23 protein-coding genes are annotated in these 26,258 nt (G+C 68.4%); 11 read left to right on the plus strand and 12 right to left on the minus strand.

From position 1 onward, the window contains the following. The 5 genes from narJ to AC4HOU_RS23440 form a co-directional block, all read right to left on the minus strand. Window positions 1-663 (minus strand): nitrate reductase molybdenum cofactor assembly chaperone, encoded by a 663-nt coding sequence (gene narJ, locus AC4HOU_RS23420; RefSeq protein WP_195019238.1) that lies wholly within the window; start codon window positions 661-663, stop codon window positions 1-3. Beyond that, window positions 660-2,330 carry a nitrate reductase subunit beta gene (gene narH / locus AC4HOU_RS23425; RefSeq protein WP_195019237.1) on the minus strand — a complete coding sequence of 557 codons (1,671 nt, stop codon included), beginning with the start codon at window positions 2,328-2,330 and terminating at the stop codon, window positions 660-662. Before narH ends, narJ begins: the two co-directional genes overlap by 4 nt. Next, the gene (locus AC4HOU_RS23430) at window positions 2,330-6,013 is read right to left on the minus strand and encodes a nitrate reductase subunit alpha (protein ID WP_490725290.1); all 3,684 of its coding nucleotides are present in this window, start codon (window positions 6,011-6,013) and stop codon (window positions 2,330-2,332) included. Before AC4HOU_RS23430 ends, narH begins: the two co-directional genes overlap by 1 nt. 273 nt (window positions 6,014-6,286) lie before the next feature. Further along, window positions 6,287-6,577: a hypothetical protein gene (locus AC4HOU_RS23435; RefSeq protein ID WP_171048237.1), complete on the minus strand. Its 291-nt coding sequence runs from the start codon at window positions 6,575-6,577 to the stop codon at window positions 6,287-6,289. Between the two features lie 267 nt (window positions 6,578-6,844). Beyond that, window positions 6,845-7,495 (minus strand): TetR/AcrR family transcriptional regulator, encoded by a 651-nt coding sequence (locus AC4HOU_RS23440; RefSeq protein ID WP_163812305.1) that lies wholly within the window; start codon window positions 7,493-7,495, stop codon window positions 6,845-6,847. A gap of 153 nt (window positions 7,496-7,648) precedes the next feature. On the opposite strand from AC4HOU_RS23440, the gene AC4HOU_RS23445 reads away from it, so the two are divergent. The 8 genes from AC4HOU_RS23445 (at window position 7,649) to AC4HOU_RS23480 (ending at window position 14,878) form a co-directional block, all read left to right on the plus strand. After that, window positions 7,649-9,073 (plus strand): NAD(P)/FAD-dependent oxidoreductase, encoded by a 1,425-nt coding sequence (locus AC4HOU_RS23445; RefSeq protein WP_195019234.1) that lies wholly within the window; start codon window positions 7,649-7,651, stop codon window positions 9,071-9,073. Beyond that, the gene (locus tag AC4HOU_RS23450; protein WP_195019233.1) at window positions 9,066-10,859 is read left to right on the plus strand and encodes a hydroxysqualene dehydroxylase; all 1,794 of its coding nucleotides are present in this window, start codon (window positions 9,066-9,068) and stop codon (window positions 10,857-10,859) included. The genes AC4HOU_RS23445 and AC4HOU_RS23450 overlap by 8 nt, the downstream gene beginning before the upstream one ends. A 296-nt stretch (window positions 10,860-11,155) precedes the next feature. Further along, window positions 11,156-12,124: an Acg family FMN-binding oxidoreductase gene (locus tag AC4HOU_RS23455; protein WP_195019232.1), complete on the plus strand. Its 969-nt coding sequence runs from the start codon at window positions 11,156-11,158 to the stop codon at window positions 12,122-12,124. Window positions 12,125-12,172: 48 nt separating this feature from the next. Further along, on the plus strand, window positions 12,173-12,388 hold the full coding sequence (locus AC4HOU_RS23460) for a dodecin (protein ID WP_163812313.1): 216 nt from the start codon (window positions 12,173-12,175) through the stop codon (window positions 12,386-12,388). 265 nt (window positions 12,389-12,653) lie between these two features. Further along, entirely contained in the window at window positions 12,654-13,217 is a 564-nt protein-coding gene (locus tag AC4HOU_RS23465; protein WP_163812315.1) for an LGFP repeat-containing protein, read from the plus strand. 273 nt (window positions 13,218-13,490) lie between these two features. Further along, window positions 13,491-13,832 carry a hypothetical protein gene (locus tag AC4HOU_RS23470; RefSeq protein ID WP_195019231.1) on the plus strand — a complete coding sequence of 114 codons (342 nt, stop codon included), beginning with the start codon at window positions 13,491-13,493 and terminating at the stop codon, window positions 13,830-13,832. A 40-nt stretch (window positions 13,833-13,872) separates the two neighbouring features. Next, window positions 13,873-14,601, plus strand: a complete 729-nt coding sequence (locus tag AC4HOU_RS23475; protein ID WP_195019230.1) for a flavodoxin family protein — start codon at window positions 13,873-13,875, stop codon at window positions 14,599-14,601. Window positions 14,602-14,704: 103 nt separating this feature from the next. Further along, window positions 14,705-14,878, plus strand: coding sequence for a hypothetical protein (locus tag AC4HOU_RS23480; protein WP_163812319.1), 174 nt, complete (start codon window positions 14,705-14,707; stop codon window positions 14,876-14,878). 131 nt (window positions 14,879-15,009) lie between these two features. On the opposite strand, the gene AC4HOU_RS23485 is transcribed toward AC4HOU_RS23480, so the two are convergent. The 3 genes from AC4HOU_RS23485 to AC4HOU_RS23495 form a co-directional block, all read right to left on the minus strand. Continuing rightward, a complete protein-coding gene (locus AC4HOU_RS23485; protein WP_195019229.1) occupies window positions 15,010-15,351 on the minus strand; it encodes a DUF5713 family protein in 342 nt (113 codons plus the stop codon). A gap of 401 nt (window positions 15,352-15,752) precedes the next feature. Further along, window positions 15,753-17,216, minus strand: a complete 1,464-nt coding sequence (locus tag AC4HOU_RS23490; RefSeq protein ID WP_195019228.1) for a glyceraldehyde-3-phosphate dehydrogenase — start codon at window positions 17,214-17,216, stop codon at window positions 15,753-15,755. A 122-nt stretch (window positions 17,217-17,338) separates the two neighbouring features. After that, complete coding sequence (locus AC4HOU_RS23495) at window positions 17,339-17,965, minus strand: ABC-2 transporter permease (RefSeq protein ID WP_163812329.1); 627 nt, start codon at window positions 17,963-17,965, stop codon at window positions 17,339-17,341. Between the two features lie 299 nt (window positions 17,966-18,264). On the opposite strand from AC4HOU_RS23495, the gene AC4HOU_RS23500 reads away from it, so the two are divergent. Both AC4HOU_RS23500 and AC4HOU_RS23505 read left to right on the plus strand, forming a co-directional pair. After that, on the plus strand, window positions 18,265-19,488 hold the full coding sequence (locus tag AC4HOU_RS23500) for an oxygenase MpaB family protein (protein ID WP_194992495.1): 1,224 nt from the start codon (window positions 18,265-18,267) through the stop codon (window positions 19,486-19,488). Window positions 19,489-19,605: 117 nt separating this feature from the next. Next, entirely contained in the window at window positions 19,606-19,755 is a 150-nt protein-coding gene (locus tag AC4HOU_RS23505) for a hypothetical protein (protein WP_194992496.1), read from the plus strand. Here the strand turns inward: AC4HOU_RS23505 and AC4HOU_RS23510 are convergent, their stop codons facing one another. The 4 genes from AC4HOU_RS23510 to msrA form a co-directional block, all read right to left on the minus strand. After that, window positions 19,756-21,402, minus strand: coding sequence for a tetratricopeptide repeat protein (locus tag AC4HOU_RS23510; RefSeq protein ID WP_195007171.1), 1,647 nt, complete (start codon window positions 21,400-21,402; stop codon window positions 19,756-19,758). Next, entirely contained in the window at window positions 21,399-23,204 is a 1,806-nt protein-coding gene (locus AC4HOU_RS23515) for an ABC transporter permease family protein (RefSeq protein ID WP_194991432.1), read from the minus strand. The genes AC4HOU_RS23510 and AC4HOU_RS23515 overlap by 4 nt, the downstream gene beginning before the upstream one ends. Before the next feature lies 1 nt (window position 23,205). After that, on the minus strand, window positions 23,206-24,477 hold the full coding sequence (locus tag AC4HOU_RS23520) for an ABC transporter substrate-binding protein (RefSeq protein WP_163812337.1): 1,272 nt from the start codon (window positions 24,475-24,477) through the stop codon (window positions 23,206-23,208). Window positions 24,478-24,849: 372 nt separating this feature from the next. Then, window positions 24,850-25,365, minus strand: coding sequence for a peptide-methionine (S)-S-oxide reductase MsrA (gene msrA / locus AC4HOU_RS23525; RefSeq protein ID WP_163812339.1), 516 nt, complete (start codon window positions 25,363-25,365; stop codon window positions 24,850-24,852). Between the two features lie 296 nt (window positions 25,366-25,661). Here msrA and AC4HOU_RS23530 point away from each other — a divergent pair, with 296 nt between their 5' ends. Continuing rightward, complete coding sequence (locus tag AC4HOU_RS23530) at window positions 25,662-26,228, plus strand: DUF8020 domain-containing protein (protein ID WP_194991431.1); 567 nt, start codon at window positions 25,662-25,664, stop codon at window positions 26,226-26,228. Window positions 26,229-26,258: the final 30 nt, after the last annotated feature.

Genomic DNA, 26,258 nt, shown 5'->3' on the forward strand with positions numbered 1-26,258 from the left:
TCAGCGACCTCCTCGTTCTGGTGCGGCGCGGCGTGGTGGCACGGTCAGCGTGAACGGTTGCAGCCCGACCTGCTCGGCGGGCGGGCCCGCCGCCACCAGTTCGCGAGCCCGGCGCACGTCCTGATCAGTTGCGGCGGGCAGAGTCGCGGCCACCGCACCGAGGACACCGGCGTAGGGCGAGCGCCGTTCGGCGAGGGCGGTATGCACCGCGTCGATTGCCGGACGGTGCGCTGTGAGCAGCTCGCCGCCGGTGTGCGGGTCGACGGTGGCGGCGAATTCGAGCACGACGGCCAGGTGGTCCGGGGCCTCCCCCTTCGGCGGTGCGGCACCGGCCGCCCGATAGGCCTGCGCGAAGGCGAGCATGGCTGTGCCGCGGTTGCGGGTGTCGCCGTCGGTCCAGTAGGTCAGCAGCAAGGTCGTGCGTCGTTGCAGGTCGAAGGTGTCGACGTAGTGCCGCGCCGCCTCCGACAACGCTGTTCGCCGCAGATATCCGACGGTCGCACGCAGTGGTTCGGCGCGCTCATCACCGAGCCGATCGCACAAGGTCTCGACGGTGGCGAGCCGCGCGGACTGCGCGTCGTCCGGGTAGGCCAGTAGCAGCGAGGCCGATTGCCACACCAGTCGATGCGCGGCCCGGTTGTCATGGTGGCGCCGCCACCTCATCGGTCCGTCCCCCGGTGGCCGTTGCGCTGCGGGAACATGCCCTCGGGAACGCCATTGCCGTCCCAGTTGAGCAGATTGACCCGGGAGGGATTGCGCGCGGTCGCGCCGAAGGATTCACTGGTCTGGCGTTGGCGCAACGCGTGAAATGTCTCCACCGCGACCGGTACCGGTCCCCCGCTGGATTCCCCGAACGGCCCCTCCCCGTACATGCCCGGCCCGCCGTCGAAATCCAGCGCGCAGTCGCTGACCGCCTCCTCGAGCCGATGCCCTTCCTCGGCGTAGGCGGACGGAATCACATACCGGTCTTCGTATTTCGCCAACGCGAGCAGCCGGTACATCTCATAGATCTGCTCCTCGCTCATCCCGACCGCCGCCGGAATACTGCCCTGCGGCTCACGACCCAGGTTGATGTCGCGCATATACGAGCGCATCGCGGCCAGCTTGCGCAGCACGTTGGCGACCACCTCGGTATCGCCCGCGGTGAACAGGCCCGCCAGGTATTCCATGGGTATCCGCAGGGCTTCCAGCGCACCGAACAGGTTGCCGGCGTCTTCGCCGTCGTGGCCGTCCCGGCTGACCGCGTCCACCACCGGCGACAGCGGTGGCACGTACCAGACCATCGGCATGGTCCGGTATTCCGGATGCAAGGGCAGCGCCACCCGGTATTTCGTGATCAGGGCGTAGACGGGCGAGCGTCGCGCGGCCTCGATCCAGCTGTCCGGGATGCCTTGGGCGCGGGCGCCCGCGACGACCTCCGGATCGCTGGGATCGAGCAACGTGTCGAGCTGCGCTCGGTAGAGGTCGCGGTCATCGGCGACGGACGCGGCGGCGAGCACCTTGTCCACGTCGTAGAGCATCAGTCCGATGTAGCGCAGCCGGCCCACACAGGTTTCCGCGCACACCGTGGGGATGCCGACCTCCACGCGCGGATAACAGAAGGTGCATTTCTCGGCCTTGCCGGTCTTGTGGTTGAAATACACCTTCTTGTAGGGGCATCCGGATACACACATCCGCCAGCCCCGGCATTTGTCCTGATCCACCAGCACGATGCCGTCCTCGGTGCGCTTGTACATCGCCCCCGACGGGCACGACGCCACACAGGCCGGGTTGAGGCAGTGTTCGCAGATCCGGGGCAGATAGAACATGAAGGTCTGTTCCAGCTCGAGCCGGATCTTCTCGCTGACCTGCGCGAGGACGGGATCGCCCGGCACGATCTCCGGTGAGCCGGCGAGGTCGTCGTCCCAGTTGGCCGACCAGCCGACCTTCATCCGTTCACCGGTGAGCAAGCTGCGCGGCGGCGCGACGGGCATCTGATCACCCAGCGGTGCGTTGGTGAGGTTGTCGTAGTCGTAGGTCCACGGCTCGTAGTAGTCGTCCATGGCGGGCATCTTCGGGTTGGAGAAGATGCGCGCGAGCTTGGCGAGCCTACCGCCGTCGCGCAATCGCAGGCGGCCCTTACGGTCGATGACCCAGCCGCCGCGCCAGCGTCGCTGATCCTCGTAAGTTCGTGGATAGCCTTGTCCCGGGCGGGTTTCCACGTTGTTGAACCACACGTACTCGGTGCCCGAACGGTTCGTCCATGCCTGTTTGCAGGTCACCGAACAGGTATGGCAGCCGATGCATTTGTCGAGGTTCATCACCATCGCCAGCTGCGCCATCACCTTCATCAGTACCTCACCTCCTGGCTGCGGCGACGCACCACGGTCACCTCATCGCGTTGATTGCCGGTCGGGCCCAGATAGTTGAAAGCGAACGAGGTCTGCGCGTAGCCGCCGGCCAGGTGGGACGGTTTGATCAGCAGCCGGGTCAGTGAATTGTGGATGCCGCCGCGATTGCCGGTGGTTTCGGTGAGCGGTACGTCGATGGTGCGTTCCTGGGCGTGATGGACATAGACCACGCCCTCGGGCATCCGATGGGAGACGATGGCGCGGCACACCAGCACGCCGTTGCGGTTGACCGCCTCCACCCAGTCGTTGTCGGCGACACCGATCTTCGCCGCGTCGCCGGGGCTCATCCACATCGTCGGACCACCCCGCGACAAGGACAGCATCAGCAGGTTGTCCTGATATTCGGAGTGGATCGACCATTTGGAATGCGGTGTCAGATAGCGCACCGTCAGCCCGACACCGTCGCGGCCGGACCCCAGCCGGGGCTCCTCGAACAACAGCGCCATATCCAGTGGCGGCCGGTAGATCGGCAACTGTTCACCCAGCTCCTCGATCCAGTCGTGATCGAGATAGAAATGCATGCGGCCGGTGAGCGTGTGGAATGGTTTGAGCTGTTCGATATTCACCGTGAACGGCGCGTACCGTCGTCCGCCGGTCTCACTGCCGGACCACTCCGGGCTGGTGATCACCGGCACCGGACGGGCCTGGGTGTCGGCGAAGGTGATCCGGCGCTCCTCGCTGCCCTCGGCCAGATGGGCGAGCGGGCGCCCGGTGCGCTTTTCGAGCTCGCGAAACCCCTGTACGGCGAGCCTGCCGTTCGAGGTGCCGGAGAGCGCGAGGATCGTCTCGGCCATCTTCTCGGCACTATCCAGGGCCGGACGGCCCGCCGCCACACCGGAATTCATCACACCGTGCTTACGGGCGAGCTCGGCGACCTCCTGATCCGGGTGCACCGTCACGCCTTTGGTGGTCAGGCCCGCCGATTCGACGAGCGGACCGAGCGCCGCCCACTGCTGCGCCAGCGCCGGATAGTCGCGCTCGACCGCGACCAGCGGCCCCATCGTCGCGCCGGGCACCGGCGCCACCCGGGTGGTTCGCCAATCCTTCTCGGCACCACCGGGATAGGCCATCGCACCGGGCGTATCGTGCTGCAACGTCCCGAGCACCAGATCGGTGCGCTTGCCCAGGTGTTTCTCGGCCATGACGGAGAAGCGGCGGGCTATCGCGGCGAAGGCGTCGAAATCCGAGCGCGCCTCCCACGGCGGGTCGATGGCGGGGGTGAAGGCGTGAATGTAGGGGTGCATATCGGTGCTGGACAGGTCCGATTTCTCGTACCAGGTGGCCGCGGGCAGCACCACATCGGACAGCATCGTGGTCGAGGTCATCCGGAAGTCGATCGACATCAGCAGATCGAGCTTGCCCTCGGGGGCCTGCTCGTGCCAGGTGACGTCGGCGGGGCGCAGATGTGGTCCGGCCGGTTCGGCTTGCACATTCGACGTCGTCCCCAGCAGATGCCGCAGGAAGTACTCGTTGCCTTTGCTGGAGGATCCGAGCAGATTGGCCCGCCACACGCTCAACACCCGCGGCCAGTTCTGCGGGGCGTCCGGGTCGGCGAGCGCGAACGTCAGCTCCCCATCGGCCAATCGCTGCGTCACGTACGCCGCCGGGTCGGCGCCGGCCGCGCGGGCCTCGTCGGCCAATTCCAGGGTGGAGCGGTCGAATTGGGGATAGAACGGGGTCCAGCCCATCGCGGCGGCCGAGGCCAGCACGTCCATGGTGTGTTTACTGCGGAACCTGCCGCGGCCGGTCGGCGCGGCCAGGGCGTCGGCGCGGTAGCCGTCGTAACGCCACTGGTCGGTGTGCACGTACCAGTACGAGGTACCCGCCATCTGGCGAGGCGGCCGATGCCAGTCGGTGCCCATGGCGACGGTTGCCCAGCCCGTCACCGGCCTGCACTTCTCCTGCCCGACGTAATGGGCCCACCCGCCGCCGTTGCGGCCCATCGATCCGGTCAGCAGCAGCAGGCTCAGGATGGCGCGGTAGGTGGCGTCACCGTGGAACCACTGGCAGATGCCCGCGCCCATGATGATCATCGAGCGCCCACCGGATGCGATGGCGTTGTCGGCGAATTCGCGGGCGATGCGGATCACCTGAGCGGCGGAGACGCCGGTGATCGGCTCCTGCCAGGCCGGCGTGCAGGGTGAATCGGGGTCGTCGTAACCGCTGGGCCATCGTCCCGGCAGGCCCTGTCGTGCCACGCCGTATTGGGCCAGCATCAGGTCGAAGACCGTGCAGACCCGGTGGCCGGCCACGCTGCGCACCGGAACACCGCGCTCGATGGTGCTGCCGCGGCCGTCGAGGCTGTCGAACCGCGGCAACGTGATGACGGCGGTGTCGCCGTCGCGCGCGGCGACCGTCAGCGCGGGCACCAGATCGCCGAGGTCGAGGTTCCATTTACCGACGCCCTCGGCGCCGAAACGGAACCCGAGCGAGCCATGCGGCACCGCGGGTTCACCGGTGGCGCCGTCCAGCAGGACCGGTTTGAAGGCGGCGTTCTCGAAGCTCTCCCCCAGATCGGCGGCGGTCAGGTTCTTGCCAGGTACCAGCCGTCCGTCGCGCTCCTCCAGCTTGATCAGGAACGGCAGGTCGGTGTAGCGGCGAACGTAGTCGACGAAGAACGGTTCACGCCGTCGCACGAAGTATTCGGTGGCGATGACATGCCCCATCGCCATCGCCATCGCACCGTCGGTGCCCGCCGCGCACGGCATCCATTCGTCGGCGAACTTCGTGTTGTCGGCGTAATCGGGGCTGACGCTGACCACCTTGGTGCCGCGGTAGCGCACCTCCGCCATCCAATGCGCGTCCGGGGTGCGGGTGACGGGCACATTGGAGCCCCACATCATCAGATACGCGGCGTCCCACCAGTCCCCGGATTCCGGGACGTCGGTCTGGTCGCCGAAGACCTGCGGTGAGGCGACGGGCAGGTCGGCGTACCAGTCGTAGAAGGAGGTCATCACCCCGCCGAGCAGTTCGACGAAGCGCGAACCCGCCGCGAACGACACCATCGACATGGCGGGGATCGGCGAGAATCCGGCGATCCGGTCCGGGCCGTAGGTCTTGATGGTGTGCACGTGCGCGGCGGCGATGATCTCGGTGGCTTCCTCCCAGCTCACCCGTACCAGTCCGCCTTTGCCTCTGACCTGCTGGTAGCTGCTTCGCCGGGCGGGGTCGGTCTGGATCGCGGCCCATGCCGTCACCGGGTCGCCGTGTTCTGCTTTCGCGGCGCGGTAGAGGTCGAGCAGGACGCCGCGCACGTAGGGATAGCGCACGCGGGTGGGTGAGTAGGTGTACCAGGAGAATGCGGCGCCGCGCGGGCAGCCGCGTGGTTCGTATTCGGGGCGATCGGGTCCGACGGACGGGTAGTCGGTTTCCTGGGTTTCCCAGGTGATGATGTCGTCTTTGACGTAGATCTTCCACGAGCAGGAGCCGGTGCAGTTGACGCCGTGGGTCGAGCGGACGACCTTGTCGTGGCTCCAGCGGTCGCGGTAGAAGACGTCGCCTTCGCGGCCGCCTTCCCTGGTGACCGTGCGGCGATCCGGTGAGATGTCGCCGGGAGTGAAGAATCGTCCGCTGCGTATCAGCAGGTCTTCGATGGAACCACCGGTGTGTTCGTTCGACGCCACGTGAGTCTGCCTCTCGTCCGCTGTACGGTTTCGCCGCAAACGTCCGTTCAGCGGCAGGGGCCGCGCGGGGTGTGCGATTCAGCGGGAACTGACGTCACCGATTCAGCAGAACATGCCGGCGCGGGTTCCGCGGTTCCGAACCGGTGGATGCAGGTTACGTTTCGGCCACAATGGTCGTTCGAGTCGCCGGCGTGCCCGGCGATCCATCGGCGGCGGTATGCGGGTGTCGGCACCGTGGCGCGCCGCCACCCGCATACCGGCCCGTGATCGGCCTCAGGCGCCGATCACCGCGTTCATGATGGTGCCCGCGCTGGTGGCGACGACACCGCCGGCCATGGCGCCGGCCACCATCTTCGGCGATTGCAGCCCGCCGCCGCTCCACTTCTCCCAGGCGAATCGGCCGCCGCCGTAGGTGATCGCGGCGACGCCGGACAGCAGAACGAACCAGGTGAGGTACCGGGTCATCTGCATGATCTTGTCCGCCAACGGCGGTGCTTCCGGGGTGGGGTTGCCGATCTGTGCGACCACCGCGCCGTAGCTGTCGTGCAGCGCAACGAGAATCATGCTCACGTTCGTGCTCCTTTTCGGATGCTGAGTGATGCTGGAGATTTCCGTCTCAGGACTCCTGGCATCGCGGCATGTGCGGAAACGACCGACCGCGACGCCGCGGAATCATCTGCGGCTGACGATGCAGTCCGCCCGGTGCCCGATGTTCATCGGGGGCCGTGCCATGTCGTCTCCTAGTGCGCTCGTCGCTGGAAACACGCTGACCGGATCAATTGAACAGCACGCCTTCGCGATCCGAGGGAAGACACACGATCCAGCGGCGCGTCACGGCGTGGCGCGCGGCGCGTCGCCGTAGACGACGAGCCAGATCGCGCGTCCGAGCGAGTCGGCCAGGACGTCGTCGGAGATGCCGGTATCGGCGGAGAACGCGACCGCGATGGAGCGTTCCACCATGGACGTCAGCACCACCGCGGTCGCCGTCGGGTCGACGGCGGAGCTGATCTTCCCGGCCCGGCGGTCGCTGTCGAGGCGGGCCCGGACCATCGCGGCGAAGGTAGCGACCCGCGAACGCCAATACGCGCCGACGTCACGGTCGTAGGCGGAAACCTCGGTCAGCGCCAGGAGCAAGTAGCGATGGGTGCGGAAGCCGGCGATCATGGCCCGGATCGCTTGCACCACACCGTCGACGCCGTCGCTGTGATCGGCGGTCCACCACTGTTCGGCGGCATCGAACAGATCGGTGGTGGCCAGGTCGGCCATCCGGATCAGCAACTGACTCTTGTCCGGAAAGTACCGGTAGAACGTCGATCTCGCCGATTGCGAGGCGGCGGCGATCTTCTGCACGGCCAGTTCGGTGTACGGGGTGCCGTCGGCGAGCAGCTCTTCGACGGCTGCCAGCACGCGCCGTTCGAATTCGGCGCGGCGATCGTCGGACGGCTTGCGGCCGCCGCGCGGGACGCGCGTCAGCGACGGCATCGGCTGCTGGCTCGCTCGGAGGGCTCCATGCGGCCATTGTGCCTCGGGGCGCGGATATCCGGCCGAAGCACCATCGCCCGTTGACAGCGGGGCGGCAGACGTTCACCATCAATCGGACATAGTGTCCGAGACGCGATGACCGAGGCGTGAGAAATGGCCGATTCCTCCAGTACGGCGGTCGAATACACCGATGTCATCGTGGTGGGCGCGCGCTGCGCGGGCTCCGCCGTCGCCATGACGATCGCCCGGGCGGGGCGGCGCGTCATCGTCCTCGACAGTGCGCACTTCCCGTCCGACACGCTCTCGACCCACCTGCTCTGGCCGGGTGGACTCGCCGAGTTGCACGCGCTCGGCGTGCTCGAACAGGTCGAAGCACTCGGCGCGCCCCGCCTGACGTCGGCCTTCGCGGCGGGTGCCGGCTATCGGGTGCCCTCAGAATTCACTCCGGCCGGCGGAATCGACTACGCGATGTGCGTGCGCCGCACCGGGCTGGACGCGGTTCTGGTCGGCGCGGCGCGCACGGCCGGCGCCGACGTGCGCGAGCGCTGCCGGGTGGTGGAGCTGGTGTGGGAGCACGATCGATGTGCCGGGGTGCGGTATCGCGACCACGCGGACACGCTCGTCGAGCTGCGGGCCCCGCTGGTGATCGGCGCCGACGGCAGGCGTAGCACGGTGGCGCGGCTGTGCGGAGCACTCGAGCCGTTCCTGCACGCCCCGAGCGGCCGGGAATGCTATTACGCGTACTGGCGCGAGGACAGTTCATCGTGGCGTCACGTTGCCGCCCAGTGGCGTGCCGGACGCGACCTGGGCACGGCGTTTCCCTGCGACGACGGGCTGCTGCTGTCGCTGGTCCAGCCACCCGTCAGCGAGGAACCCGGCCTCGGACCCGGCCGCGCCGAACAGCGCTACCTCGAGGCGATCGCCCGGATTCCCGGCCTCGCCGAGCGGCTGCGCGAATGCGAGCGGGTGGGCCGGGTCCGGGCCGCCACCGGGATCGCCTCGTACTTCCGGCGCTCGAGTGGACCGGGCTGGGCCTTGGCCGGGGACGCGGGACATTTCAAGGATCCGGTCACCGCCCAGGGCATTCGCGATGCGCTGCGCTACGGCCGATTGCTCGCCGACACCGCTGCCCCGCTGCTCGAGCATCCGAAAGCCCTCGACCTCGCCATGTCGCACTGGGCCGATCGACGCCTTCGCGAGTGCCTGCCGATCTACCAGTGGACCAATCGGCTCGCGCGGGCAGAAGACATGCATCCCTTGGAGATCGAGCTCTATCGCACCGCTACCCGCGACCCGTCCCTGGCCGCCGCGGTGACCGGCATCTTTTCCCGCACCACCGAACCGGGCGCGGTGTTCACGCCGCGCCGGGCGGTCGGGCTGGCTGCCGGTGCGCTCCGGCACACGCCGACCGCCGCAGGCGCGGTGCTGGCCGACGTCACCCGTGAACTGCGCGAGGCGGCCGCCGACTGGCACGAGGCACGAACCGCGTTGCGCGCCAATCGTTACCGCGCCCCCGCACCTCCGCTCACACCCGCACCGATCGCTCACCCTTCCCGCGCTGGAGACGAAGATGTCTGAATCGCCATCGAATACGGCCCCGTCCTGGACCCGTCGCGATGTATTGCGCGGTGCCGTCGTCGCGGGAGCGGGAGCGGCACTATCGCTCGGTGCCGCCACCTCTGGTGCGACCCCTGTCCGCCGCTCCCCCGGTGCACGCGGCAACCGCGATGTCGCGATCCTGGGCGGCGGGGTGGCCGGGCTGTCGGCCGCACACGAGCTCATCGAACGCGGCTACACGGTGACTGTGTACGAGCCGGCCTATCTCGGCGGTAAGGCCCGCAGTCTCGGCGTTCCCGGTACCGCCACCGACGGCAGGCTCGATCTGCCCGGCGAGCACGGCTTCCGTTTCTTCCCCGGCTGCTATCAGAATCTCCCGGACACCATGCGGCGCATACCGTTTCCCGGCAATCCGGACGGCGTGGCGGGAAATCTGGTGCGGGTCGAGGGCACCGTCGCCGGATTCCGCGGCAGGCCACCGGTGTTCCTTCCGGTCGAGCCGGCCGCGATCGGGCAGCTCACGCCGGAACTGTTGCAGAACACCCTCGTCACGGCCTTCGGCTTCATCCCCGAGCTGCCGCCCGCCGAGCTGGCGTTCTTCACCAAACAGATGATGATGTGGTTCACCTCGTCCACCGAACGGCGGTTCGGGCAGTGGGAGTACCTGACCTGGGAACAGATTCTGCGCGCGGACGGAAAATCACAGGCCTACCGCGATTACCTGGTGTCGGCGCTGACCCGCATCACCGTGGCCGCCAAACCGCATATGAGCTCGGCGCGCACCATCGGCACCATCGGTGAGGCGCTGGTGCTGGCGGGCACCGGGCTGATCCCGCAATACGCGGCGGGAATCGACCGGATCCTCAATCGCCCGACCAATGAGGCGTGGATCGATCCGTGGGTCACGTACCTGCGCGGGCGGGGCGTGCGGTTCGTGATGGATCAGCGCGCGACCGCGCTCGACCTCCAGGGCGGACGCATCACCGGTGCCACCGTCATCGATTCCGGCGGCGCCGCCACGCGGGTCGAGGCGGATTGGTACATCTGCGCGATGCCGGTGGAGCGAACGGTGCCGCTGCTGAGCCCGGCGATCCTGGCCGCAGATCCGCGGCTGGCGGGGATGGCCGAACTGGTGACCGACTGGATGGTCGGCATCCAGTACTACCTGACCCGGCCCACCGAGATCCCCGAAGGCCATATCGCCGCGCTCGGCTCGCCGTGGGCGATCACCGCGCTGCGTCAGGCACCGATGTGGGTCGGCGATTTCGCGCAGCGCTACGGTGACGGGCGCGCGGTCGAATGCCTGTCGGTCGACGTCTCCGACTGGGACACCCCCGGCATCCTCTTCGGCAAAACCGCCAAACAGTGCTCGAAGGACGAGATCGCCCGCGAGGTGTGGGCCCAGCTCGAGCAGTGGCTCAATACCGGCACCGGCTGGCTGCGGGCCGAGGACATCCACTCCTGGCACCTGGATCCGGGCATCAGCTGGTCCGGTGGCACCACCTACAACGAGACTCCACTGCTGGTCAACACCGTCGGCTCCTACCAGCATCGTCCCGACGCGCGCTGCGCCATCCCGAATCTGTTCTTCGGGGGCGACCATGTGCGCACCAACATCGACCTCGCCACCATGGAAGGTGCCAACGAGGCCGGGCGCGCGGCCGCCAACGCCATCCTCGACGCCGCCGACGACCCCGCGCCGCGAGCGGTCATCCACCCACTCGTCGACCTGCCGATCTTCGCGGCCGCCAAGCAGCTGGACGCGGACCGCTTCCGGGCGGGGTTGCCGCATGTGCTCGATGTCTGAGTTCCTCGGTCCAGGCCGGCGCCGTGCAGCACGACCCCGGTTCGAGCCGATCGAAACCTCTCTATGAGCGAATTCATAGCCGAGCTGTCGATCGGTGTTCAGGGGTACCCAGAGTCATTCGGCGCCCGGCCCTTTCGCCTCCCATGGTCCGACCGCGGCGCTGTGCGCACCCTTCGGCCGACCGGGCGGCGGTCGTGCACGCGACGTCGTGAACTGGGAAAACGGCCTACCCTCGGGCGCTGACCCGATGACTACGGCCGCTCCGGGGACGCTCGCGGCCGGAAGGATACCCACCGATGCCCTGCTCGAGCCTCGATCTCCACACCGCCGATATCGCGCTGAACCTGGCGGTCCGCGCACCGTCGATCCACAACACCCAGCCGTGGCGGTGGCGGATCGGTCGCCGCGGGATCGATCTGTTCGCCGATACCAGCCGCGGACTCGGTGCCACCGACCCCCACGAGCGCGCGCTGGTCGTCAGCTGCGGCGTCGTGCTCCATCACCTGCGCGTGGCATTCGCCGCCTTGGGATGGGCGACGAGCGTCGAGCGCCGGCCGGATCCGCGGGACCCGGACCATCTGGCCCATATCGACGTCACCCGCAGGCCGCCGAGCGACTCCGATATCGAGCTCGCCGCGGCCATCCTGATGCGGCAGACCGACCGGCGCCATTACCTGCACCGCCCCGTTCCGGCCAGGCTGATCCGCGCGCTCGCCCAGCGGGCGGCCGACTGTGGCGCCGTGGTCCGGCAGATCCCCGAACCGTGGCTGCCACGGCTGGCCGGGCCCATGCGCCGCGCCGCCGCCTCGCACGCCACGGATTCCGCCTACCAGGCGGAACTCGCCCGATGGAGCAGTGGCGAGCGCAGCACCGACGGCGTACCCGGCCGTAACGCCCCACCGCCCCGCGCCGCCGGCGAGATTCCGGTCCGCACCTTCGCCGATGCCACGCTGGCCGACTCGGCCGATCAGCCCGACGCCGCCGTGTGGCTGGTCGTCGGCACCGCTCGCGACGATCGGCAATCGCAGCTACGCGCCGGTGAGGCCACCAGCGCGGTATTGCTCACCGCGACCGATCGCGGCCTGGCCACCAGCTTGCAGACCGAACCGCTCGGCATGGCGGATCCCCGCCAGGAGATCCGAGCCGGCCTGCTGCACGACTGCGCCTATCCGCAAGCGATGGTCCGGGTGGGCTGGATGGCGCACACCGCCGCGCCGCTCACCTCGACGCCGCGACGGCCGGTCGCCGACGTGCTCGAGATCTGATCACCCAACTCTCCCGCGGCATCGTGTGACAGGTGCCACACTCTTCTCATGAGTGATCACGTCTATCGCGTTATCGAGGTGGTCGGTTCCTCTCCAGACGGCGTCGACGCCGCGATCGCCAATGCGGTCACCCGGGCCGGCGAGACCGTGCGCAATCTCGAATGGTTCGAGATGGTGAGCGTGCGCGGCCACATCGTCGACGGTGCCATCGCCCATACCCAGGTCACGGTCAAGATCGGGTTCCGGATCGACCCACCGGACTGAGCCGGTCGGCTGGGATAGCGCCGCGCCGGTTCACGCGGCGAGACGACGGCCACGCTAACGGCTCCCGCCAGTGGTCCGATAGGGCTGGAGAGCATTCGGGGATGCCACACGTCCACATCTGCCGAAGGAGAACGTCCGTGCATCGCGGCGCCGCAGTCCGCGCCCTTCACCTGTGCCGACCGGCGCAGGGGCTGGTTTCGGGCCGACGGCCACCGTGCACGGGCTCGCGACAACGACCGCGCACCAGCTGACCTAGGAGGCTCACTTGGCACGCCGAAAGATCACCGCCGCCACCGCCCTTGCCGCCACCGGCCTGGCCCTCACCACCGCGTTCGCCACCACCGCCGGCGCCCGCCCGATCGGCCCCTTCGACGTCGGCGGGGCCATCGAGGTCAAATACGACCAGGCCGGCGGCTACAACACCTTCGGCAATCCCATCACCCCGGAACTCGACGCCAACGGCGGAAAGTTCCAGGCCTTCGAACGCAACAACTCCATCTACTGGTCCCTCGGCACCGCCGCCCACCAGATCGGCGGCGCCATCCGCGACAAATGGGGCACCGTCGGCTGGGAGAACAGCCCGCTCGGCTTCCCCATCACCGACGAAGCCACCGCCAAGAACAACGGCCGCTTCAACCGCTTCAACGGCGGCGACATCTACTGGTCCCCCGCCACCGGCGCCCACATCATCTGGGGCTCCATCCGCGACACCTGGCTCGCCGCCGGCGCCGAAAACGGCCGCTACGGGTACCCGACCAGCGACGAATACGACCATCAGGGCGGGAAAGCGCAGGACTTCCAGGGTGGGCGCATCACCTGGAAGCCGTGAGGCGGACCAACAGTTCGCCCGGCCGGGTATGGGCTGGTGGTAAAGTTTCCGCCCAGCCGAAACTGCGCGTGTCGGTGATCGGACAGCGTTAGAGTCGACGAAGAACCGGGTCGGGGCCGACAGAACGGGATTGATCCGATGCAGTCCGCCGCACCACCTACAACCGTCCGCTCCCGACTTGCCGGAGCCGTCTTCGGTGCCGCCCTCATCGCGGCATCCGCCGGCGCTGCGACCGCCGCTCCCTTGGTGGATAGTGGCTCCGCCGGTGGCACCGTGACCCAGCAGGTCAATCTGAACGACTACTGCCAAGATCCCGGCGCGGTCGCTCAACTTGCGGACGGCAGAACGGTCTATTGCACGCGTGTCGCACAGACCGATGCCTACGTCTGGTCACTGTCACGAAGTCTCATGCCACACGACCCCAACCTGCGCGACTACACCTGCGACGACTCGGGTTGCCATTTCCCTGACGGGTCAGACGTGCCGGGCTACAAGCGCTGCGGGCTGCTCTGCGGTGAGCCACCCACCTCCGGCGATGTCCAAAGCGGTCTCTACGACTGCGTGCAGTCCGGCGTGCCGTTCGAGGAATGCCAAGCCCGTAGGCCCCGCGGATAGTTCGAGGAGTGATCGGCTGCTTCGATGAAAGGAGCTGAGCATGGACCGGGTGGAAGGTGCGATCTCCGACCGGTTCACCGGGCTGCGGGCGCTGTTCATCAACGCCACGCTCAAACCTTCGCCCGAGATCAGTAATACCGACGGGCTGATCGAGCGTTCGGCGGGGATCATGCGGCAGCACGGTGTGCACGTCGACGTCGTTCGAGCCGTCGACCACGACATCGCGACCGGGGTGTGGCCGGATATGACCGAGCACGGGTGGGCGCGGGATGCCTGGCCGGGGTTGTTCGAGCAGGTGATGGCGGCGCACATGCTTGTGCTGTGCGGGCCGATCTGGCTCGGTGACAACAGTTCGGTGATGAAACGGGTGGTCGAACGGCTCTACGCCTGTTCGAGCCTGCTCAACGAGGCCGGGCAGTACGCCTATTACGGCCGCGTCGGCGGGTGCCTGATCACCGGCAACGAGGACGGCATCAAGCACTGCGCGATGAACCTGCTCTACAGCCTGCAGCACCTCGGATACACCATCCCGCCGCAGGCCGACGCCGGCTGGATCGGCGAAGCCGGACCCGGGCCCTCCTACCTCGACCCGGGCTCCGGCGGCCCGGACAACGACTTCACCAACCGCAACCTGACCTTTATGACCTACAACCTCATGCACCTGGCCGCGATGCTCCGCGATGCCGGCGGGTTCCCCACCGAAGGCAACCGGCGCAGCGAATGGGACGCCGGCTGCCGCCCCGACTTCGCCAACCCTGAACATCGCTGAACGATCCAACCGACACGACGAGGAAACGCATGGCCCCGACACGCCCTACTTCGGGCTTGTCAGCGCGCTGCACGGGATCGGGCCGTGCTCGGTGGAGGTGGCGGTGAACTGGCGCAACCTCGATACCGGGGCCGCCGGGACCGTCCACCAGCAGATCTACGGCACCGGCGGCACCCAGATCCGCTTCGATCCGGGGCCGGGCCGGATCGTCGGAACACTCACCACGAACGCGCTACACAAGCCGGGTTCGTTCGAATTCCAGCGAACCGCAAAGTAATTCGGCCGCGAGGGGTGAGCGGCGACATCCGGGGCGAGCTGCCGCCGCTCCGCCCGGGCCGAGTTCCGCCGGCTTCCGTCCCGGCGCACACGGTGGACACCTTCGCGCCCCGCGATAACCAGCCACTCGGTTCACCACTCGCGGGCGGCGATCAGCTCCGACAGGTCCGCCTCGTGGAAACCATAGGCGCGGGCGATGAACCAGAAGTCCTCGCCTATTTCTTCACGTGCCACAGTATCTAATTCGCTTCCCGCCGAGTCGAATTCGAGCTCGAGCGCATTGAAATCCTCCGTAGCAGCGTGGGTGAGGACGTACAGCGCCGAGAGGTCGGCGGGCTGCTCGACTTCGATGCGCTCGCACAGCCCGAGCAGGATCGCTTTACCTCGCTCCACCAGTCGGCTGGGATAGTAATCGTCCTCGTCGAGGAGACGAAGAAAATGGTGTGTGGCCACCTGCTGATCGGTGATCGGCATAACGTCCCATTCTCGGATTTCGACAAGGCAGTCGGTGCAGCACGCCATCGAGCACCTCGCCGACGTGGTGGTGGTCCCCCATCTAGGCACGCTCCAGGCACGCACTCCGTGGTGGGTGGTGACCGAGCCAGCCGAACTCATCACCCGCACGCAGCGGTATCCCCGATGGTCGATAGTCGCCGTGCCAGCCGAGCCGCAACTGTGATCGCGGTGGGATATGTCATCGCAGTAGGCCTTCCATTGGCCGTGCTGGTCCTGGCCGTAGCGCTGCCCGGTCCGTGGGGCAAGCAATGAGCTCTCGGCGTCACTATGACGAGGCCGCGAAAGGCCGGTTCCGGGGAGCCGTGGAAGCCGGCATCCCCGGAACTCGGCCCGGATTTCGAGCGGACCGAAGCGGGCGCTCAGCCCGCGACGGCGGCGACCTCCTGTGCTGCTTCGAGCTGCGGGTAGGTCGGGTATTCGATGCCCGAGATGTACTGCACCGTGCGCACCACCTGGCAGGAGTAGCCGAATTCGTTGTCGTACCAGACGTACAGAATTGCGGTGTCGCCTTCGACGATGGTGGCGTTGGCGTCGATGATGGAGGCCGCGCGGGAGCCGATGAAGTCGCTGGAGACGACGTCGGTGGCGGCGGTGTAGTCGAGGTTGCGGCTCAGCGGGCCGGACAGGGATACCCGGCGCATGTACTCGTTCACCTCGGCCTTGGTGGTCTCGCGCTCGAGGTGCAGGTTCAGGATCGCCATCGAGACGTCCGGGGTGGGGACGCGGATCGAGTTGCCGGTGATCTTGGCCTTGAAGTCGGGCATGGCCTTCGCGACGGCGGAGGCGGCGCCGGTCTCGGTGAGCACCAGGTTGAACGGCGCGGAGCGGCCGCGGCGGTCGGCGTTGTGGTAATTGTCCAGCAGGTTCTGGTCGTTGGTGAACGAATGCACCGTCTCCACGTGGCCGCGCAGGATGCCGAATTCGTCGTCCATCGCCTTCAACGGCGGCACGATCGCGTTGGTGGTGCACGAGGCGCAGGAGAAGATCTGCTGCGACAGGTCCAGGCTGCGGTGGTTGACGCCGTGCACGATATTCGGGACGTCACCCTTACCGGGCGCGGTCAGCACGACCTTCGCGATGCCGGGGCGCAGGTGCTTCGACAGGCCCTCGCGGTCGCGCCACTTGCCGGTGTTATCGATCAGGATCGCGTCGTTGATGCCGTACTCGGTGTAATCGACCGACGCCGGATCGTTGCTGTAGATGAACTTGATGACGTTGCCGTTGGCGATGATGGTGTCGTTGTCGGCGTCGACCTTGATGGTGCCGTTGAACTGGCCGTGCACCGAATCCCTTCGCAGCAGCGACGCACGCTTGACCAGGTCGTCGGCTCCGCCGCGGCGCACCACCACCGCGCGCAGGTTCAGGCCGTTCCCGGAGCCCGCCTTCTCGATGAGCAGCCGGGCCACCAGCCGGCCGATGCGGCCGAAGCCGTAGAGCACGACGTCCCTCGGACCGTTCGATTGCACCTTGCCGTTGGTCACGTCGGCCAGGATGGCGGCGGTGAACTCGCGGATCGACAGGCCGCGATCGTCGGCGCGGTAGGCCATGACCAACTGGCCGAGGTCGATCTTGCACGGCCCCAGATCCAGCTCGGTGAGGGTCTGGAGGACGGGCAGCGTTTCGCCGACCGACAGCTCCTCACCTTCGATCTGACGGGCGAACCGATGCGTGCGCAGGATGCTGATCACCGACTTGTTCACCAGCGATCGACTGTGCAGCAGGATCGTCACGCCCTTGTCTCGATACAACGTACCGATGATGGGGATCATCGCCTCTGCGGCTGCTTCCTGGCTGTTCCAGCGGTCGAGTTGTTCAGTCGTCAACGCAGATCCTCGGGGCTTGATCGAAAGGTTCGCCGCATAAATGCTAGTCAGGCCCGGTGACATCACCGGAGCCGGATACCGCATTGTGAGATCCGCTGATGGCGCGCACCGAGGTACGGCCGTCAGCCGGCAGGCCAGCCTCCGTTGCGTCGGCGCATGTCGGCCTTGGCGTCGTCGTCGCCGGCGAGATGCTCGATGCCGAGCTTCTCGGCGAACAGGTGACGCTGGGTGATCCAGCCGAGCACCGACAGCCCGATCCAGGCCAGCGTGGAGGTGATCTGCTGCCAGCCGGGTTCGGGGCTGCGCAGGAATTCGAGCGAGTCGCTCATGCGGGCGACGCCGCTGAGAATCATGCTGGCGCCACCGATCGAGGTCAGCCACAGCAGGGCGCGGGCGCGGAACTTCTGCGCGAGGAACGCGCCCGCCACGCAGACCGCGAGCGCGACGATCATGCTCAGTGCCCAGTTCTTGTCGCCGGGTTGCAGCACCATCGCGAGCTTGGTGCCGATCATGGCGCCGGTGAGCCCACCGATGAAGTAGGCCGCGAACCGGAAGATCAGCGAGGTCACCACCCACGACGAGATCGCGCCGATCAGCGCGACCAGCAGCAACCACCAGAACGAGGCGTCGAACAGGTCGGCGATCATCCAGCCGAGGCCGAACCCGATCGCCAGGATCCCCAGATGGACCGAACGGATCCCGTAGAAGCACAGCAGTACGCCGACGACCGCGACCACGATGCCGTTCATCGGGCACCCCTTTCGACTGCCGGACCACCCACCTGGCGAGCAGGCGCAACGGCCGCTCACTGCACGCGATAGCGACGTTAGGAGCCGACGGCGGTGGACGGCTCACCCGCTGCGGGTGAAGTGCCGCCCGGCCCCGATGCTGCGAACCGGGCCAGACGCTGCTGACTCGAACCAGACTTTGGTAGGGACTCTTGCCAAAACCTTCATTCTGGTAGAGACTCTTGCCAGAAGCTGCGAACGCGGGCTCCAGCCGATCCCTGGGGTTCCCGCCGTGCGCGCCTACTCAAAGGAGAGTGACCATGGCTTCGACGATCCCCGGCCGGCACCCGGACGCGCCGCAGACCGTCCCCGGACTTGGGCTGGCCCCGTTCGCCCGCCTGCTCGGGCTGCGCAAGCCGACACCCGCTCAGTTCGATGAACTGGGTGCGGCGCTGACCATCGGCGACCAGCCGATGGACGAGCTGGTGGACTGGATGTACCGCGAGGGGATGGCGAACACCCGCCCACTGTTCGAGCGCGCGCTGCGGGAGGGCATCGCCGCCGTGCCGGAGGCTCCCGCGCCGCTGCGGGAGTTCTTCGAGTACGTCGAAGCCGTCCCCGATTGGGTCGACTGGCGAAAGATCCGGCACGCCGAACTCGTCTTCGGCCTCGGCGGCCGCGACGGGCTCTACGTCGCGCGCGACATGTCCTTCCTCGGCGGCTACCTCGCCTCGGGTTTCAACAAAACCCTGTTGCGCACGGGGGCTTTGGAGAAGGGACCGGCCAAGCGGTTCGCCGAGACGACGCAGTGGGCGATGGACGTCACCTCGACCGACGGCATGCGGCCGCGCGGCCTCGGCTACCGGTCGACGATGCACGTGCGGATGATCCATTCGATGGTCCGCCGCCATATCGCGGCACAACCGGATTGGCGCGGCGAGGAATGGGGTCTGCCGATCAACCAGACCGATATGGCCGCCACGATCATCGGCGCGCTCATCGCTCCGATGATCGGCGCCATCGGCATGGGCGGGCTGGTGACCCCGCGTGACGCCGACGCCGTCGCGCACTTCACCCGCTACGTCGGCTGGGTGATGGGCGTGGAAGAACGCTTCCTGCCCAAGGATTTCCGCGACAGCGTCCGCATCCTCTACCACACGATGACGGCCATCACGAACCCCGACGAGACCTCGCCCCAGCTGGCACTGCCGATGCGCGACGAACCGCTGGGCTGGCATTACGACCACCTCGCCGGACCGCGCCGGCGCATCGCCCGCTCGCAGCACCTGTCGATCGCCACCATGCTGCTGGGCCCCGACGCGATGAAGAAACTCGGCCTCCCCGCCTACACGTTGCCGTGGTACCCGATGCTGCGCGCGCCGATCAACCTCGCTCGCACAGCGTGGGCACGCGTCGTCCCCGGCCAATTCGCACGCTCGGCCGCGCGCGGGCGTGCCGCGCAGATCGCCTTCATCCGCACACTCACCGGAGCCGAGACCGCCGTCGTCGGCGACTCCGCGCAGGCAATCCACCAGGCCGCCTGACGCGGCTGCCCGCACCGGGGTAGCGCAGTCACTGTGCTCGCCACGAAGCTCGTGGCTCGTGCGTGATCGAACTCGGTGGGAGTGGGTACTGCCAAGAAAACACCGAGGAGGATTCCCATGCCCCGACAGAAGGACACCGACGACGCCGACGAGCCCGAGGGCGGACGCCCCGGTCCCACCGATCAGGGCCGCGACGGCGGCATGGCGACCCGCGAGGTGGCTCCGGAGATCGCCGAGACCGACGGTGCGCAGGAGCCGCCGGACTGATCACTCCCCCGGCACACTCTCCTCTAGTGCCAGTGGCCAATGGCCGATGCTGGTCAGCGGCACGATGCCGTACTGCCTGATCGCCAGGTCGCGGTAGTGACCGGCGGTCGAGGCGCGAGGATCGAGCCGAAGCGCGTGGGCGAGCCAGCCGGTCGCCTCCTTCACGGCCGCGCGAGGTAGGCGGGCCGAGTCGGGTCCGAGGACGTCGTCGGCGCAGCGCGGGTCCACGATCACCGCCGCGGCAAGATGCTGGAGGCAGCGGGCGACGGCACGGTCGTCGCACAGCGCGCGGTTGGCGGTGAGCGAGAGCCGCCAGCACCGCAGCGCGCGGATCCCCTCGCCGCGCGCCCACCACACATGCCCGAGGATTTCGTGCATGTGCGCGCGGCCGCCCGGGTCGCGGCCTTGACTGGTCAGGGCCTCCGCCAGTTCGAGACGATCCTGCGCGTCGTCGAGCCTGCCCTGACACAACAGGACCACCCCGAGGTTGACGAGTGCGCAGACCTCGCCGGGGATGTCTTCGCGCGGCAGCATCCACCAGACCCGTTCGAGGCGCTTGCGGGCCTGTTCGAGGTGCTCCGGGCCCGCCGCCGCCGGGTCGGGGAGGTCGGCGAGGGCCGTTGCGTGTTCGCGGCGCGCGGCCAGATCGGCGTAGCGGCCGCCCTGGCCGTTGCGGGGTGTCCGTTCGGCCCGGCCCGCGCGCAGCCGCACCTGGGCGGCGTGCGCGCCGAAGGTGTCGAGTCCGGGCAGCCGGGCCACCGCCTCGGCCAGCGGCACGTCGTAGCCGCCGGTGCGCGCGTGCCATACGTCGAGGGCGTCGGTGATCCGGATCAGTCCGGGCGTCGCGCTGCGGGGCAGCCGCACGCCGAGCTCCGCGCAGCCGAGCACCAACCGCCGCAGGAATGGTTCTTCCACCTCGAACCAGCGGCGCGCTGCGGCGGCGAAGCGCAGCGTGCCGAGGCCGATCGCCCATCGTTCGGCCTGGTCGGCGTGGTGGCGAGCCAGTGCGGTGATCGCGGCCTGCCACTGCACCTGCGCCCGTACCTCGGCCATCGCATCGGGCGGCGGCACCGCGACGACGCGATACTGCTGCACTCCGGCGTTCTCGACACATCCCTGGCGCTCGAGTTCGGCTAGCAGCAGCGGCGCGCCGGTGTAGGCGGGCTCGCCCGCGTCGGGAATGCGCGTGGGTGCGTCCAGGATCGCGGTCAGCACATCGAGCAGGGCAGCGGCGGTGTATTCGTGCACCGGCAGCGCGCCGAGCACCCTCGCCTCGACGCCCGAGCCATGGTGAACCGTCAGCGGGCGAGGTGCACACGTATGCACGCCGACCGGGGTCTCGGCATCGTCGAATTGCGCCAGTAGTTCGAGTTCTCGTGCGGTGTACGGGCTTTCGCGCAGTCTGCGCTGTTCGGCCGACAACCAGCGAATCACCAGCACCACGACGACGGTCACGCCGATCACCAGCAGCGCCACCGAGATCAGCAGTCCCACACCGCGTTCGAGGAACAGACTGGACACGATATTGATGACCAGTCCGAGCAGGATAGCGCCGGCCAGCGCGCCGCCGCCGAACCGCAGGCGGATCCCGGTGGACGGCACCGCACGCACTACCGGGGATCGCGGCCGCGGCGTCTGATCGGTCACCGCAGCACTCCTCCGGTGAGCGCCGGCACCAGGAATCGCCGCCAGGTGGCCAGCAACAGCGTGACCGGCACGATCGCGAAAACCAGTGATCCGGCCGCCAGTTGCGGCAGATTCTCCTCGAAGTGGCGGGCCTCGCCCCACAGCAGCAGCGACCACGGGCTCACCCCGGCCCCGCTGATCATCAGGCTGACGAAGAAGTCGTTCCACACCTGAACGAATTCCAGCACCGCGGCGGCGACTACCGCGCCGCCGACCCCGGCCCACAAACGCCGCGCCACCGCCCCGGGGCGAGCCAGCCCGTGGATCGCGGCCGTGCGCGGATTCTCGGCGGCGGCCCGTAACGCACCGCGCAGGATCAGCACGGTGACCGGGATACCGGCCGCGGCGTGGACCAGCATCAACGGATACTGCGTCCCCGAGAACCCGAGCGCCCCACTCACCTGGTCGATCGGCCCCAGATACATCTGGGCGGGCAGCACGGCCAGCACCACCAGCCCGGTGATGGCGATCCGGAACCGCCAGCTGCCCGGCGCGGTGGTCGACAGCCAGCGCGCCACCGGCAGCGCCGCCGAAACCGCAAGCACGGTGGCAACGGTCGCGACCAGGGTTGTCAGGCCGAGCGTCGACGGCAGACCGGCCTCCCAGACCCGGCCGAGCGCGGGCCAGCCGTGGCCACCCGGACGACGCGTCGACACCCACAGCAGCATGAGCAGCGGCGTCGCGAACACCGCGGCAACCAGCACCGCGAACACCGTGGTCGGCCACGCCGTGCGTGGCACGCCGTACGGCTCATGCGGATTCGGGCGCAATGGCAGGCGAATTTCCCTGGCGCCGCCCGCCTTCCACAGCGCGAACGCGCACATGCCGACCAGGACCGCCAACGGCACCGAATACATCGCCGCCTCGGCGGCGGTGCTCTCCCCCGTCACCAACCGCCACCAGCGCACGGTCGCGCTGTCGCGCTGGTACTGATAGGAGGCCGGAACGCCGATGAGAATCACGTCGAAAACCCGCGCCGCGGCGACCACCACGGCGATCCCGGTGACCAGCAGCACCGGTTGCATCAGCCTCAGCAGCCGCCACATCAGCACCGCGGGCCGGAACGTGGTGGTGGGACCGGTGAGGTAACCCCAGCGCACCGAGTCCGCTTCGATCGCGCGCAGCGCCGCCGAGAAGATGCCTGCGAGAAAACCGAACCAGGTCCACCAGAAGGCGAACAACGGCATCCATCGGTACCCCGTGCGGAAGGTGCCGACGTCGCCGACGGGCACCGCCTGGTCGAACATCACCCGGAATGCCAGACCCGAGACGAACGCGGCGATGCCGAACGGCACCACCAGCGGCAGCCACACCCAGCGCACTCCGCGCCCGAACCACGCCGCGGCCAGCGCCAGCGCCATCAACACCAGCCCGGCCGCCACGAACAGCAGCGTGCGCGCATACACCCCGAGCTCGTCGGCATTCGCGATGCGGCAGAACAGCAACGGACCCGGCGCGAGCACTACGGCATACACGGTCCACATGAGTGCCCGCGGCTGCGGACGCACCGCCTTCCGCAGCACGAACACCGCAGCGACCCCGCAGGCGAGCACAGCCAGCGGCACACCCACTCGCGGCCCGGCGGTCGCCACCGTCCACGCCGAGGCGACCACCAACAGCACCTGCAGCAGCACGGCGGGCACGAGCTGGGCTCGTTCCCACCCACGCCAGGGATGCCTGCCGCCGATCAGCGCGCCACGCATCCGCCGCGTCGCGAGCTCGAGCCGCACACCGTTGCTGGAGAAACCGGGGATCGTGTTCATCTCACCGCCCGGTGAGAGCGAGGACGGCCTGGTTGACCGCGCGGACGACGTGGGCGCGGTCCGCGTCGACGGCGATCAGGTACTCAGTCAGTACCCGCCACAATTCATGGCGGCCGCCGGCCGGGCCGAATCGGTCGGGCAGTTCGAAGACCACCTCGCCGCGCAGCCGCTGGGCCGACATCCGCAGGAACGGCGAATAGGCGGCATCGGTGGCCAGATTCGGGGCGAGGAACCCGTGAAACGAGTTGATCCACTGCAACGGCGCCGCGGGCGCGGCCAGCGCGACGAGCACCCGCTCGGCCCGCTCATCGGCGGCCCGGTTCAGCACGAGCGCGTCGCCGCCGAAGATCAGTGGCGCGGGACCGTCGGCCTCGACCGCGGGAAAACCCGTGACACCGACGACGTCGTACGGATTGCGACCCGAGGCCGCGACGGCCTTGCGCACCACCGGCTCGGCGAAATCCGGCGCCACCACCATCACCGCCCGGCGCCGTTCGAACACCTCCCGCACCGCATCGGAGAACTGCATGGTGAGTGCCGTGCCGATGCCGCCGGGATAGGCCGATTCGTGCACCGACCAGGTGCCGAGCCGGTGCAGAGCCGCGCGCACCGCGTCGCGTTCCCAGACCGCGTCCGGGCCTGCGTCCGCGAGCGCGATGTAGGTGTCCGGAGATTCGGCGTACAGCAGGTTTTCGAACAGGTCGGTCAATGCCCAGCCGTCTCCCGCCGATAACGCGAGCAAATGCATGTCCTTGCCGGCGAGGAACTCGATGCGGGTGAGCCAGTCCTCCAGGGTCCACCGGGCCGGATCGCCGAGCTCGTAGTCGCGCGCCGATTCCCGGTCGTACCAGACCAGCGATTTGTCCGCGGCCTTGAACGGCACACCGTAGGGGCGTCCGTCGTGGTAGAGCAGCCCCCGCCACACCGCGGGGTAGCGCGGCTCCAGCGCCTCATCCGCCCACAGGGACTCGGGCACATCCCGTAGCGCACCCCGGGCCGCCAGCTCACGCACGCGCCCGGCCAGCGGCAACATCACCAACTCCGGCGCCGAACGCCCACCGGTCAACGCCGTACCGATCTCATCACCGAGCGGAATCACATCCACCGAGCCCGACAAGCCCAGCGCCTCCAGCACCCGCCGGAACGCCGCCAGCTCCGACCCGCTCCACGCCACCGCGATCCGCACCGCCCCCGGCGTCCCAAGCACACCGTCGCCACACGCCGCCAGCGGCGCCACCAGCGCCGCATGCAACACCGTCCTACGGGTCAGCATCGCCCCCCAGTCCCAGCCGTCATCTCCGCGTGAGCACGGCCTATTATGCTAGGCGACAGGGTATTTCGCCGCGGATTGCCCGGCTTCGCCCCGATCGGCCGTTGGCATCACGCTCGGCACGGCCGTTCGGCAGCGAACCTCTCGACGCCACTGCGACCCAGGTTCACGCAACGAAATTCGGGCACCGGAGCCCGGCGTCTGGTAGCGGCTCCTTGCCGTGGACTTGCCGCACCGACGCCTACTCCCCCCATCACAGCGGGCACCTCGGTCCCCGGCCGACCGGCCACGGGACAGCAATGCGGAATGCGCGTGCCCGGCGGAACGGCAAGCGATGGCAACGCCGACGGCCTGCCACCGCGATACAACCGAGAGTTACTGCCTCGCCGTGCTGCGCTTGGGCAGCTTCCAGCCCGGACGGGGGAAGTGGCAGGTGTAGCCGTCGGGGAAGCGCTCGAGGTAGTCCTGGTGCTCCGGCTCGGCCTCCCAGAACTCGCGAGCCGGAGACACCTCGGTGACCACCTTGCCCGGCCAGAGGCCCGAGTCCTCGACGTCGGCGATGGTGTCCAGCGCGGTGCGCCGCTGGTCCTCGTCGAGGTAGAAGATCTCCGACCGGTAGCTGGTGCCGATGTCGTTGCCCTGGCGGTTCTTGGTCGTCGGGTCGTGGATCTGGAAGAAGAATTCCAGCAGGGCGCGGTAGTCGGTCCGATCCGGGTCGTAGACGATCTCCACCGCCTCGGCGTGGCCCGGGTGATTGCGGTAGGTCGGGTGGTCGTTGCTACCGCCGGTGTAGCCGACCCGCGTCGACAGCACCCCCGGCTGCTTGCGAATCAGGTCCTGCATCCCCCAGAAGCATCCGCCGGCCAGAATCGCCTTCCGTGGATTGCTCACACCGTCTCCTTCACTGCTTCCGGATAGCGCCGTCCGCGCCTCTGGTCGACCAGTAGAACGTGGTGGCGGGCGCAGGATATTCCACGATAGTCCCGGTCCTCGGCGTCGAGCGAGGTGGCCGGGGTGCCAAGACACCGCTGCGCAGTGCGCCCGATCCGCGCCGAGTATTCGGCCGCCAGCTATCTATGAGCGAATACCCTTGCAGCGCAATACCTTATCGATCACAATGAACGAAGCCTTCGGCGCAGAGGGGACGTGTCGGCCGTCGTGCCGCATCGGACTAAGTGGGGATTCAGATGAGATTCAAGCGTTTCACCGCCACCGCCTTCCTGACCATCGGGGTACTGGGCGCTTCCGCGGGTGTCGTGCACGCCCACCCGGCAGCACCGGCCCCCGACGCTATCGCGGTACACGGCACCGAACAGGGCATCGGCTACACCGCAGCACCCACCGCCGACGGCACCGGCGTGTCGGCCACCGTCGCCCAGGGCGGCTTCGCGCTGACCGCGGACGGAAAGGCCGTCACCCTCGCCGATGGCACCGGCCGAGTGGTCGCCACCCTTCCGATGGCCTTCGTCGCCGACGGCCACAAGTTCGGCCTCGCGCCGCAGATCAGCGACGCGGGCCGCACCCTCACCCTCACCCCCGTCGGCGCCCCGGCCGCCACCACCGACCGCCTCGCCTCCTTCGTCGACGACGATGCGGCCACCCTCGCCCGCAAGCAGCACAACGCGGGCGTCGGCGCACTCATCGGCGCCGGAATCGGCGCGGTCCTCGGCTTCTTCCTCGGCGGAGTCGGCGCCTTGGTCACCGTGCCGATCGGCGCTGGCATCGGCGCGCTCATCGGGTTCTCGACGCCGTAATCGAGAGATTTCCGACGACGCGGTTGCTCG

The sequence above is a fragment of the Nocardia sp. JCM 38205 genome, from assembly GCF_058222935.1.